Consider the following 11,951-nt stretch of genomic DNA (forward strand, 5'->3'; position numbering starts at 1 on the left):
GGGCGCCCGATGTCGTCGGTGCCGCCTCCCGCCGCTCCCCCGGTCCCGCTCACCCAGGCGGGTTCGGCGGGCGCGGTGGTGGCGCTGGCGCTGAAGTCCGGCAGCCTGGAAATGCCGCCCGGCACAACCCTGGAGGCGCTGGCCACCGCCCGCGCCGCCAAGGGACTCATCCTGGCCCAGACCGCCGCCGGACCGGTGCAGCTGAAGGCGCTGCCCGGCCAGGTCCTGCCGCCCATTCCCGAGGGCGCGCGCCTGCTGCTGCAGACCTCGCTGCAGGGCGGCGAGCCGCAGCTGCGCCTGCTGGCCATCAACGGCCGGCCGCTGGCCGGGGCGCTGCTGCCGGGCATGCCGGCTGTGGGCGCCGGCACCCTGCCGGGATTGCCCGGGCTGCTGCTGCCCGCGGGCGCCGCCACCAACGCCGCCGGCTCGCCCGCCGCCGCCACGCCTGCCGCGTCCCAGGCGGCGCCGGGCGTGACCATGCCGGGCGTGACGGTTCCGGCCGCCGCCGCGCCGGCCGGCATCACCGCCACCGTGATCCGCCCCGCCGCCGCGCCGTCGCCCCCCGGCACGCCGGCCGCCGCGCCGCCGGCCGGCGCCGCCACCGCTTTCCTGCCGCCCGATCTGCCGGCCGGGACCCAGCTCACCGTCCGCATCGCCGGGGTGGTGCCCCAGGCCGCCGCGGCCGCCGCCGCTCCGGCGCCGGGTCCGGCCCCCGTGTCACCATCGGCCCCGGCCCCGGCCCCGGCCGGTCCGCCGGTGACGCAGCAGGCACCGCCTCCGGCCACCGGCACGCCGCCGCCGGCCCCCATTTCCCCGGCCTCCGCCCCGCCGGTGCTGTCCGGCACGGTGATCGCCCATCCGCCCGGCGGCCAGGCGGTGGTGCAGACCGCCATCGGCACCCTGGCCCTGCCCACCCATGCCGATCTGGCGGCGGGCACCGCGCTGAAGCTCGAGGTGGTCGGGCCGCCGCTGCCGCCGCCGCCTTCGGCACCCGGCCCGGCCCGCCCCGAGGGCCTGACCGCCGCCGGCTGGCCGGCCATGGACGAGGCGGTGCGGGTGCTGTCCGCCGGCGACGACCGCCAGGGGCTGGAGACCCTGCTGCGCACCATTCCCCAGGCCGGGCCGCGTCTGGCCGCCGGGCTGGCGGTGTTCGCCGGCGCCGTCCAGCGCGGCGACACCCGTGCCCTGTTCGGCGATGGCGCCGCCCGCGCCCTCGACAAGGCGGGGCGGCGCGATCTCGCCGACCGCGTCAAGTCCGACCTCGACGGCCTGGCGGCGGAAGGCGGCCGCCCGGCCGGCGGCGGCGAATGGCGGGCCTACACCCTGCCGTTCATGGGCGGCGGACCCATCGAGCCGGTGCGCCTGTACGTGCGCGGCGCCGGCGACGACAAGCGAAACGGCGCCGGCACCGCCGGCAACGACCAGCGCTTCGTCATCGACTTCGATCTCAGCTGCTTCGGCCGGCTGCAGATGGACGGACTGGTGCGGCGCGAGGAGAAGCTGTTCGACCTCATCATCCGCACCGGCGAGCCGCTGCCCGAGCGGGTCCGGCGCGACATCATGGCCATCTTCACCGACTCGTCCGAGCTGGTGGGGACCAAGGGCAGCGTGGCCTTCCAGGCCGGCGGCCGCTGGATCGACCTGCGCCCCGACGAACAGGGGCCGACGCGGCTCAGCGTCTGATCACCCCGCCGCCGGCTTGCGCGCCGGGGTGCCGTCGGCGCCGGTATAGGGGAACAGGCCGACGGTGAAGCTGTGGGTCATGTGACGCGCCCGGCCCATGGCGGTTTCCGCCTCCATGGGGGTCAACACCTCCGACGTCGCCTGCGCGAAGGCCGCCAGCCAGGCGGCGAAGGCTTCGTAAGGGAAATCCAGGCGCAGATGGGCGGGGAAGGGGCTGCCCTGATAGCGGCCGGTGCCGTAGAGGGCATGGGACCAGAAATCGGCGACGATGCGGATGTGGTCGGGCCAGTCGTGGATGGCGGCGGCGAAGACCGGGGCGAGGATGGGGTCGGCGTTGCCGATGTCGTAGAACCGCTCGACCATCTTCAGTATTCGCGCTTCGCGGTCGCTGTCGGTCATGGTCGTCCTTTCACAAGGGCTCGATGTCGCCGGCCGCCTCGGCCGCCAGCATCGCGGCGGCGAAGGCGGCGGCGCGGCCTTCGGCGATGGCGGCCCGCAGGCCCCGCATGATGTCCTGGTAATACTGGATGTTGTGCCAGGTCAGCAGCATCGGTCCCAGGATCTCCTCGGACCGGATCAGGTGGTGCAGATAGGCCCGCGAATGGCGGCGGCAGGCCGGGCAGCCGCATTCCTCGTCCAGCGGCCGGGGATCGTCCTGGTGGCGGGCGTTCCTCAGGTTCACCGTGCCGCGGCGGGTGAAGGCCTGGGCGGTGCGCCCCGACCGGGTCGGCATGACGCAGTCGAACATGTCGATGCCGCGCAGCACCGCGCCGACCATGTCCGAGGGCTTGCCCACCCCCATCAGGTAGCGGGGCTTATCCGCGGGCAGCAGCGGCGTGGTGGTTTCCAGGGTGGCGAACATCAGCTCCTGGCCCTCGCCCACCGCCAGGCCGCCCACGGCGTAGCCGTCGAAGCCCATGGCGGTCAGCGCCGCCGCCGATTCCGCCCGCAGATCGGGGTAGATACCGCCCTGGACAATGCCGAACAGGCCGTAGCCGGGACGCTCGACGAAGGCCTCCTTCGAGCGCGCCGCCCAGCGCATGGACAGGCGCATGCTTTGCCCCGCCTGGTCCGGCGTCGCCGGGAACGGGGTGCATTCGTCGAAGGCCATGGTGACGTCGGCATCCAGCAGGCGCTGGATCTCCATGGAGCGTTCCGGGGTCAGCAGGTGCTTCGAGCCGTCGATATGCGACTGGAAGGCCACCCCTTCCTCGGTCAGCTTGCGCAGTTTGGCCAGGCTCATCACCTGGAAACCGCCGGAATCGGTGAGGATGGGGCCGGACCAGTCCATGAACCGGTGCAGCCCGCCCAGGCGCGCCACCCGCTCGGCCCCCGGGCGCAGCATCAGGTGGTAGGTGTTGCCCAAGACCATCTGGGCCCCGGTCGCGGCCACCGATGCCGGCAGCATGGCCTTGACCGTGCCGGCGGTGCCCACCGGCATGAAGGCCGGGGTATCGACGGCACCGTGGGCGGTGTGGATGCGCCCCAGCCGGGCGGCGCCGTCGGTGGCGAGAAGGTCGAACGAAAAGGCGGCGGTCATGCTGGATTGCATACTGAAACTTGTGGGAACGGCAGCGGGGGCACAAAATGACGACGGCGGCTCGGAATTGGCCGGGCCGCCGTCTGAGGAGGAAAGAGCATGACGAAAATGCGCTTTCTCCTGGTGCTCCAAGTCCGGTTCTGGCGCACTCTCGTGCGTCTGACAGTGACCAAAGCCTAGGAGCGGCAGGCGTCGGGTGGCACCCCGGCGCCTGCTACCTCCGTGCATATTAGCCGATGCGCGGCGGGTTTTCCAGTTTCAACAGGCAGGCGTCGCCGTAGGAATAGAAGCGGTAACCGGATTCCATGGCGTGGGCGTAGGCCCGCTTCATGCGCTCCAGCCCGGCGAAGGCGGCGACCAGCATGAACAGGGTCGAGCGCGGCAGGTGGAAGTTGGTCATCAGGACGTCCACCGCGCGGAAGCGGTAGCCGGGGGTGATGAAGATGTCGGTGGCGGAATCGAAGGGGTGGACGGTGCCGTCCTCGGCCGCGGCGCTTTCCAGCAGCCGCAGCGCGGTGGTGCCGATGGCCACCACCCGGCCGCCGGCCGCCCGCGCCGCGTTGATGGCGGCGGCCGTCTCGGGGGTGATCACGCCGTGCTCGGAATGCATGCGGTGGTCGCGGGTGTCGGCGGCCTTCACCGGCAGGAAGGTGCCGGCCCCCACATGCAGGGTGACGGTCAGGCGCCGCGCCCCGGCGGCGTCCATGGCGGCCAGCAGGTCGGGCGTGAAGTGCAGCCCGGCGGTGGGGGCGGCCACCGCGCCGGCGCGGGCGGCGAATACCGTCTGGTAGTCGGCGCGGTCGCGCTCGTCGGCCTCGCCCTTGCGGATATAGGGCGGCAGCGGCATCCGCCCCCATTGCTCCAGCGCCGCCATCAAGTCGGCGCCGCCGCGATCGAAACGCAAGGCGACCTCGCCGGCCTCGCCCTTGGCGGTGACCTCGGCGGCGAAACCGGGGGCGAAGACGATGGTGTCGCCGGGCTTCAGCTTCTTGGCCGGGCGGGCGAAGGCGGCCCAGGACTCGGGGGCGATGGGTTGGTGCAGGGTGACCTCGATGCCGGCCTCGCCGCGACGGCCCTGCAGGCGGGCGGGGATGACCCGGGTGTCGTTGCTGACCACCACGTCGCCGGGCCGCAGCAGGCCGGGCAGGTCGCGCACCCGCCAATCGGCCAAGGTGTCGCCGTCCACCGCCAGCAGCCGGGCGGCGTCGCGGGGGGTCGCGGGGCGCTCGGCGATCAGCGCGCGGGGCAGCTCGAAGTCGAACAGGTCAACATCCATGGCGGGCGGTTTAGGCGGGTTGCGCGGGAACGTCAACCCCAGCACAATGGCCCCCCCCGCCCCGACGGACGCGTCATGCGCATGGATCTCTTCCCGCCCATCGAGCCTTTCGCCTCCGGGATGCTGCCGGTCGGCGACGGCCACCAGCTCTATTGGGAGATGTCGGGCAATCCGCGCGGCCGGCCGGCACTGTTCGTCCATGGCGGCCCCGGCGGCGGGACGGCGCCGCCCTATCGCCGCTTCTTCGACCCCGAGCGGTGGAAGATCGTGCTGTTCGACCAGCGCGGCTGCGGCCGGTCGCGGCCGCAGGCGTCGCTGACCGCCAACACCACCGCCCATCTGATCGCCGACATGGAAGCCTTGCGCCGCCACCTCGCCATCGAATCGTGGCTGCTGTTCGGCGGGTCGTGGGGCAGCACCCTGGCGCTGGCCTATGGGCAGGCCCATCCCGGCCGCGTCACCGGCTTCGTGCTGCGCGGCATCTTCCTGTTCCGCCGGTTCGAGGTGGAGTGGTTCCTGGACGGCATGGGCCGCTTCTTCCCCGAGGCGCACCGCCGCTTCACCGCCCATGTGGCGGGCGATCCCGAGGGGGTGCTGGCCGCCTATCATCGCCGCCTGGTCGATCCCGACCCGAACGTCCATCTGGCGGCGGCGCGGGCGTGGTGCGCCTACGAGGAGGCCTGCTGCCGCCTCATCCCCCATGCCGACATGCCCGAGGCCGATGCCGGGGCCGCCCTGGCCATGGCGCGCATCGAATGCCATTACATGGTCCATGACGGCTTCTTCGCCCCCGGCCAGTTGCTCGACGGCATGGACCGCATCGCCCACCTGCCGGCCGAACTGGTGCAGGGCCGCTACGACGTCATCTGCCCGCCGGTCTCGGCCGCCGATCTGGCGCGGGCCTGGCCCGAGGCGCGGCTGACCGTGATCCCCGATGCCGGCCACTCGGCCATGGAGGCCGGGACCCGCGCCGCCCTGGTGGCGGCCGCCGACCGCTTGCTGGGCGCGTCATAATCCGTTCAGGATTTTCAATTTCCGTTCAAAGACCCGAACACATCCCGTCACAACCCGCTTCAAGTTGCGGGTGGTGCTGCAAGCGCACATGCGCACAATTACTACAAAGATGCCGTGTTGAAGGGGGTTCCCAGATGTCGCTCGCTCTTGTTGAGATGCGCCCCAGCGCGCCGCTGCGTTACCGGGTCAGCGATCCCTTCGTGGTCGAGGTGATCACCTCCGTCGCCGCCGAATTCGGCCTGTCCGAGCGCGAGATGATGACCCACTCGCGCGACCACCGCCTGTGGAAGCCCCGCATCGCCGCCATGTACTACGCCCGCCTGCTGACCTCGTGCTCGCTGCCCGAGCTGGGGCGGGTGTTCGGCGGCCGCAGCCATACCACCGTGCTGCGCGCCTTCCGCCGCTGCCGCGAGCTGATCGATGCGGATCCGGTCTGGGCGGCGCGCATGGACCGCCTGCTGGTCAAGCTGGTGGAACGCATCGTGGTGCCCAAGCTGTAGGAACGCGGCGAGGCGCCCAAGCTGTGGGATCGCGGCGAGGCGCCGCCGGCGCCCCGACCCGTGACAAACCGTGCATGCATATTGTCCACACATGGGCGACCGATCTACCGTAGGATACGTGCGGTTTCGGGGTGGGAAGGCATGGCCCGGATAATCGTTGTCGAGGACGAAGCATCGCTGCGGGCGGACATGGTCGAGTACCTGTCCGGCTGCGGCCATCAAGCCGCAGGCTGCGGCGACGGGTCCGAGCTCGACCGCGTCTGGACCGGCGGCGGCTGCGACATCGTCATCCTTGACGTCAACCTTCCCGGCGAGAACGGCTTTTCCATCGCCAAGCGCCTGCGCGACGCGTCCGAGGTCGGCATCATCATGCTGACGGCGCGGGGCATGAACGTCGACCGGGTGGTCGGGCTCGAGGTGGGGGCCGATGTCTACATGGTCAAGCCGGTGGAGCTGCGCGAGCTGGAGGCGCAGGTGCGCACCCTGGCGCGGCGCCTGAAGGCACCGGCGCCGTCGCCCGCCCCGGCCTCGCCGTCGCCGTTCACCCCGGCGGCAACCGGCGACTGGGTCTTCGACCAGGTGGCCTGGGCGCTGGTCGGCCCCGATGGCGGCATGGTCAAGCTGACCGCCAACGAGCGCACCTTCATCGCCCTGCTGGTGGACCGCCCGGGCGAGCCGGTGTCGCGTGACGCGGTATTCCAGGCCTTGGGCAAGCGCCAGTGGGACCCGGGCGACCGTTCGGTGGATTCCATGGTCCGCCGCCTGCGCGCCAAGGGCGCCGAGACGCTGGGGCGCGACCTTCCCATCGAGGCGGTGCACGGCATCGGCTACGCCTTCGCCGCCACCTTGGCCGGTGCTGGTGGTCGATGACGACGATCAGGTCCATGCCATGACCCGCGTGCTGCTGCGCGATTTCGAGCTGGACGGGCGCGGCTTCGAGGTGCTCTCGGCCCATTCCGCGGCGGCGGCGGCCTCTCTTCTGGCCGGGCGCGACGACATCCCGGTGGTGCTGCTCGACGTGGTGATGGAAACCCCGGATGCCGGCCTGAAGCTGGTCCGCCACATCCGCGAGGATCTGGGCAACCGCACCCTGCGCATCATCCTCAGGACCGGCCAGCCCGGCGAGGCCCCCGAGCGCGACGTGGTGATCGGCTACGACGTCAACGATTACAAGAGCAAGGCCGAGCTCACGGCGCAGAAGCTGTTCACCGCTTTGGTGGGGGCGGTGCGGGCGTGGCGCGACCTGGTCACCATCGCCCGCCTGAATGCCGAGCTGACCGCGCTCAATGCCTCGCTGGAGGGCAAGGTGGTGGCGCGCACCGCCGACCTGGCCGAGGCCAAGGCGGAGGTCGAGGCCGCCCTGGCCAGCGAGACCGAGGCCAAGGGTCGCCTGCGCCAGTTCCTGTCCATGGTCAGCCACGAATTCCGCACCCCCCTGGCGATCATCGATTCGGCGGCGCAGATGCTGGCCCTGCGCGCCGAGCGCGGCGACACCGGCATGCTGCCCCGGCTCGACACCGTGCGCGGCGCGGTGCGCCGGCTGATCGAACTGATCGACACCTGCCTGGCCGACGAGCAACTGGATTCCGGACGGCTGGTGCCGCAGCCGCAGGCCATCGACCTGGCCCAGATGCTGGCGGCGGCGGTGGACCATCACCGTGCCGCCGCCCCCGAGCGCGAGTTCCGCCTCGACGCCCCCGCGGCCCTGCCGGCCTGGGGCGATCCCAGCCTGCTGGCCATGGTCTTCAACAACCTGATCGGCAATGCGGTCAAGTATTCCGCCGAGGGAGCGATCGAGATCACCGCCCGTTCGGGGCCCGACGGCGCGGTGATCGGCGTGCGCGACCACGGCATCGGCATTCCCGCCGGCGATCTCGGGCGCATCTTCGACCGCTTCTACCGTGCCGCCAACGCCACCCTGATTCCGGGATCGGGCATCGGCCTGCACATGGTCCGCCAGATCGCCGAGCTGCACGGCGGCAGCATCGCCGCCGGCAACGCTCCGAGCGGCGGCGCCATTTTCACGCTGCGTCTGGGCAAGACCGGTGGGGGATCGGCTTGAGCCCCCGCACCAGGGTTGCTAAGGTGGGGGAGCCCGGAGAGGGCTGACGGATCGAGGGTGCGGACATGCTTGCCCATGGCTATCGCGCATTCAAGGCGGACTTGGACGCCAAGGGGATCGTGTTCTCGTTCTCGGGATACATGTCCGAGGGCATCCTCTATTCCCTGGGCGACGCGCTCAGGCAGAAGATGACCCTGGACGAGACCGACGTGAACACCGTCAAGAAGGTGTTCTCGGTATTCATCGAGCAGGCCCAGAACATCATCCGCTATTCCGCCGAGAAGGTGCAGGGCGACATCGGCAAGGCCATCGAGCTGTCCTCGGGCATGGTCACCATCGGCCGCGAGGACGGCCACTTCTTCATCGTCTGCGCCAATACCATCCTGGAGGAGGACGTGCCGCGCCTGCGCGAGCGCCTGGCCCACCTGCAGGGGATGGACAAGGACGCCATCAAGGCCTACTACAAGGAACAGCTGCGCGAGCCGCCCGAGGAACAGAGCAAGGGCGCCACCATCGGCCTGATCGAGATCGCCCGCCGCGCCAGCGCCCCCATCGAGTTCGACTTCGACCGTATCGACGCCGAGCGTCACTTCTTCTGCCTCAAAGTTTCCATCTGAGGGGTGCATGGACAGTTTCAGGATCGCCGCCACCGAACGTTCCCCCGAGGTCGACTTCGATTTCGACGCCGGCGTGCTGTCGCTGAGGGGGGAATCCTATCCCGAGGACGCCTCGGCGGTCTTCGGTCCGGTCTTCGCCGCCCTGGACGATTTCCTGGGCCGCGCCGACGGCCGTTCGCTCCGGTTCGATTTCGAGCTGATCTATTTCAACAGCTCCAGCGCCAAGGCGCTGATGAACATGTTCCAGATGATGGAGACCGCCGCCGCCCGCGGCGTGCGCATCGAGGTCAACTGGCATTTCACCCCCGACGACGACACCATGAAGGAGTTCGGCGAGGACTTCTCGGAAGACCTCGAGCACGTGTCCTTCAATCTGGTGGCCGCGGCGGCGGCCTGACCCCGTGGCCAAGGCCGCCGACTTCAACCTGTTCGATGCCGAGGAACGCGCCCTGGCCGCCGCCGAGCAGCTGCGCGCCGGGCTGGACACCGCCGCCGATCCCGCCCTGCGCGACGGGCTGGCGGCGCTGACCGACGCCTATTCCCGTTCGGTGCGCGAGCAGCGCCGGCTGGTGCGGGTGAGCGACCGCCAGCATGCCCAGCTCAACCAGCTGAACCAGGAGCTGGCGCGGCGCCGGGCCGAGGCCGAGGAGGCCCTGGCCCGCCTGAAGGAAGCCCAGGAGACCCTGGTGCAGGCCCAGAAGCTGGCCTCGCTGGGCGCCCTGGTGGCCGGCGTCGCCCACGAGATCAACACCCCCGTCGGCATCGCGCTGTCCTGCGCCTCGCACCTGTCCGACGCCACCGCCGGGCTGCGCCGGATGTTCGAGGCCGACGACATCGCCGTCGACGATTTCGAACGCTACCTCGCCACCGCCGACGACACCGCCCGGCTGATCCAGGCCAATTGCGAGCGGGCGGCCGAGCTGATCCGCAGCTTCAAGCAGGTGGCGGTCGATCGCACCACCTCCGAGCGGCGCCGCTTCAATCTTGCCGACACCATCAACGAAACCCTGGTCAGCCTGGGGCCGCGGCTGCGCCAGGCCGGTCACGCGATCGGCGTGGATTGCCCGCCCGGGCTCGAAATCGACGGCTATCCCGGCGCGCTGTCGCAGGTGCTGTCGAACCTGATCCTCAATTCGGTGGTGCACGGCTATGACGAGGGCCAGTCCGGCCGGCTCACCATCGCCGCCGAGGCGGGCGAGGGCGACACGGTGCGGCTGACCTACGGCGACGACGGAAGCGGCATTCCCGAGGAATTCCGCGGCCGGGTGTTCGACCCCTTCTTCACCACCCGCCGCGGCTCGGGCGGCACCGGGCTGGGGCTGCACATCGTCTACAACCTGGTCACCGGCCCCATGGGCGGCCATGTCGCTCTGGAGCCCGGCCCCGGTCCCGGCGCCCGCTTCGTGATGACCTTTCCGCGCAATCTCTCGGATGCGTCCCCTGCGCCCGACGTTTCCCGTCCTACCGGACCAGCAGGCGCAGCGCCCGCGGCAGGACCGTGAAGCCCTGGCCCGGCAGCAGCAGTTCCACCGCGTCGTCGGCGGCGACCAGCATGATCAGCGCGTCGCGCAGCACCTCGCCGGGGGTGCCGGTATCGGGAATGAAGGCGGGCGTGATCACCGGCAGCGCGGTCAGCACCTCGGCCAGGGTTTCGCCGGCCGAGGTCTCGATGGGGGCGCGGGCGAACAGATCGACCCAGCGCCGGCGCAGGGTCTCGGTGCCCTCGGCCAGGGCGGGAAGCCGCTTCAGCACCCGCCGGGCCTGGCCCAGGTAGAACGCCATCCAGGCGGCGACGTCGCCGTCGAGGCCGGCTTCCAGGGCATGGCGGTAGCCCTCTTCGGCCCGCTCGGCATAGGTCAGCACCAGCAGCATCGGGGCGCCCTTCGGCCCGGCCAGGACGGCGGCCAGCAACGCCGCCATTGCCTCGTCACCCCACGACAGCGGCGCCAGGCGGACGAAGTCGAGATAGGCGGCGGCGGCGCGGGCGGGATCGGATTCGGGTCCGGCGAAGTGGTGCTCGGCCCAGGCCGCCACGGCGTCGCGGGCATCGGGATGGTTCCACGCCACCTGCGGCTCGAAGCGGCTGGCCATGGCGGCGTAGAGGCGCTCGACCAAGGCCGGCACCGCCCCGGCTTCGGGGCGGCCGCTGGCCGCCAGCAGGGTCAGGGCGCGGGCCTCGCCCCACAGGCGGCGATAGGTGGCGGGCTCGAAGTCGATGCGCGGGCCGTTGGGGCCGTCCAGATCGGCCGGCAGGGCGCGGGCCAGCGCGGTCCAGCAGGTCAGCCGGGCGAGGCGGGCGTCGAGCCCGGGCGGACGCCGGTGGCGCCAGTCCTCCGCCAGATCGCGGCACTCGCGCAACAAGCCGTCCAGAAAGTCCGAGATCGCAGCGTCCACCGGTCCACAACCCTTGCCTTACCCCGGGCCCGCTTTCTTTACGCCAATTCCGGCCCGCTTGCTAGTGTCCTGCCCCCGAATTTCGCATGGCGAAATTCGGGGATAAGCAGGCCACTACCGTGTTGAATTGTGTGGTGATTCTGAAACAGGCACAGTGCTGCTGATTTCAGAATCGCCACACTGGGGATCAACGGCACGGCCGGTTCGCGTCGCGGGTGTCGCACAGGTCGAGCCCGTGGACCCACGCCGCCCATTCCGCCAGCTCCGGCGCCGGCACCGGCACCGTGCCGACGGCGAAGGGGGCGCCGCGCCACGAGCGGCTGACCACGTAGAAGGCCTCGCGGCCGCGGATGGCGTAATAGAGGGTGTAGCTGCCGCGGCCGTCGCCCTTGTAGCTGCCGCAGGCGACGGTGCGCGAACCCGCCTCGGCGCCGGACACGGTGCCCAGGCTGGCCGGCCCGGCGGCGGCGCCGTCGCACACCTCGGCGGTCTTGGCCACCACCTGGTCGAGGAACCCGGCCACCGTCAGCCCGACGCCGCGGAAGCCCTGGACGGTGGCCCGCCGGGTCCAGGTCTCGGGGGTTTCGGACGCGGGGATCAGGTCGGTGGCCTCGCCGGCGCGGTCGACCACCCCGGTCACCACCTTCCAGCCGGCCAGCTGCGGCACCTGCAGCCGCTCGGCCGCCGCCGCCGGCACCGTCAGCAGCACCATCGCCAAAGCCAGGGCGGACTTGCCGCGCATCGGTTTCCCCCGTCGCTGTCCCGGCGCCCAGACTATCTCGCCCGCGGGCCGGGCACAACCGCAGGCAGGGACAGGCGCGGGCGGACTTGATTTCGCAGCGCAGTAATATTAATACTGAACCGT

13 protein-coding genes are annotated in these 11,951 nt (G+C 71.3%); 8 read left to right on the forward strand and 5 right to left on the reverse strand.

All coding sequences use genetic code 11. The annotated features are described in order from the left end of the window. The first annotated feature begins 9 nt into the window (after nt 1–9). Nucleotides 10–1,683 (forward strand): DNA polymerase III, encoded by a 1,674-nt coding sequence (locus tag MTBUT4_RS00315; RefSeq protein WP_173977668.1) that lies wholly within the window; start codon nt 10–12, stop codon nt 1,681–1,683. Here MTBUT4_RS00315 and MTBUT4_RS00320 read toward each other — a convergent pair whose 3' ends face one another. From MTBUT4_RS00320 to queA, 3 genes are all read right to left on the reverse strand, one after another. After that, nucleotides 1,684–2,082 (reverse strand): group III truncated hemoglobin, encoded by a 399-nt coding sequence (locus MTBUT4_RS00320; protein ID WP_173977669.1) that lies wholly within the window; start codon nt 2,080–2,082, stop codon nt 1,684–1,686. It abuts the gene before it with no gap. A 10-nt stretch (nt 2,083–2,092) separates the two neighbouring features. Continuing rightward, the gene (gene tgt / locus MTBUT4_RS00325) at nt 2,093–3,223 is read right to left on the reverse strand and encodes a tRNA guanosine(34) transglycosylase Tgt (RefSeq protein WP_173977670.1); all 1,131 of its coding nucleotides are present in this window, start codon (nt 3,221–3,223) and stop codon (nt 2,093–2,095) included. Between the two features lie 229 nt (nt 3,224–3,452). After that, nucleotides 3,453–4,499 carry a tRNA preQ1(34) S-adenosylmethionine ribosyltransferase-isomerase QueA gene (gene queA, locus MTBUT4_RS00330; RefSeq protein ID WP_173977671.1) on the reverse strand — a complete coding sequence of 349 codons (1,047 nt, stop codon included), beginning with the start codon at nt 4,497–4,499 and terminating at the stop codon, nt 3,453–3,455. 81 nt (nt 4,500–4,580) lie between these two features. On the opposite strand from queA, the gene pip reads away from it, so the two are divergent. From pip to MTBUT4_RS19770, 7 genes are all read left to right on the forward strand, one after another. Continuing rightward, on the forward strand, nt 4,581–5,513 hold the full coding sequence (gene pip, locus MTBUT4_RS00335; protein WP_173977730.1) for a prolyl aminopeptidase: 933 nt from the start codon (nt 4,581–4,583) through the stop codon (nt 5,511–5,513). 134 nt (nt 5,514–5,647) lie between these two features. After that, nucleotides 5,648–6,013 (forward strand): helix-turn-helix domain-containing protein, encoded by a 366-nt coding sequence (locus MTBUT4_RS00340; RefSeq protein ID WP_173977672.1) that lies wholly within the window; start codon nt 5,648–5,650, stop codon nt 6,011–6,013. A gap of 141 nt (nt 6,014–6,154) precedes the next feature. Next, entirely contained in the window at nt 6,155–6,883 is a 729-nt protein-coding gene (locus MTBUT4_RS00345; protein ID WP_173977673.1) for a response regulator transcription factor, read from the forward strand. Further along, complete coding sequence (locus MTBUT4_RS00350; RefSeq protein ID WP_371737382.1) at nt 6,873–8,075, forward strand: ATP-binding protein; 1,203 nt, start codon at nt 6,873–6,875, stop codon at nt 8,073–8,075. Before MTBUT4_RS00345 ends, MTBUT4_RS00350 begins: the two co-directional genes overlap by 11 nt. A gap of 65 nt (nt 8,076–8,140) precedes the next feature. After that, nucleotides 8,141–8,692, forward strand: coding sequence for a SiaB family protein kinase (locus MTBUT4_RS00355; protein ID WP_173977674.1), 552 nt, complete (start codon nt 8,141–8,143; stop codon nt 8,690–8,692). Nucleotides 8,693–8,699: 7 nt separating this feature from the next. After that, nucleotides 8,700–9,089, forward strand: coding sequence for a DUF1987 domain-containing protein (locus tag MTBUT4_RS00360; RefSeq protein WP_173977675.1), 390 nt, complete (start codon nt 8,700–8,702; stop codon nt 9,087–9,089). 4 nt (nt 9,090–9,093) lie between these two features. Beyond that, nucleotides 9,094–10,194, forward strand: a complete 1,101-nt coding sequence (locus MTBUT4_RS19770; RefSeq protein WP_173977676.1) for a sensor histidine kinase — start codon at nt 9,094–9,096, stop codon at nt 10,192–10,194. On the opposite strand, the gene MTBUT4_RS00370 is transcribed toward MTBUT4_RS19770, so the two are convergent. Further along, on the reverse strand, nt 10,154–11,086 hold the full coding sequence (locus MTBUT4_RS00370) for a hypothetical protein (protein WP_173977677.1): 933 nt from the start codon (nt 11,084–11,086) through the stop codon (nt 10,154–10,156). The genes MTBUT4_RS19770 and MTBUT4_RS00370 overlap by 41 nt on opposite strands. 187 nt (nt 11,087–11,273) lie before the next feature. Next, on the reverse strand, nt 11,274–11,828 hold the full coding sequence (locus MTBUT4_RS00375; RefSeq protein ID WP_173977678.1) for a hypothetical protein: 555 nt from the start codon (nt 11,826–11,828) through the stop codon (nt 11,274–11,276). Nucleotides 11,829–11,951: the final 123 nt, after the last annotated feature.

Source organism: Magnetospirillum sp. UT-4 (assembly GCF_902729435.1).
Lineage (GTDB): Bacteria > Pseudomonadota > Alphaproteobacteria > Rhodospirillales > Magnetospirillaceae > Magnetospirillum.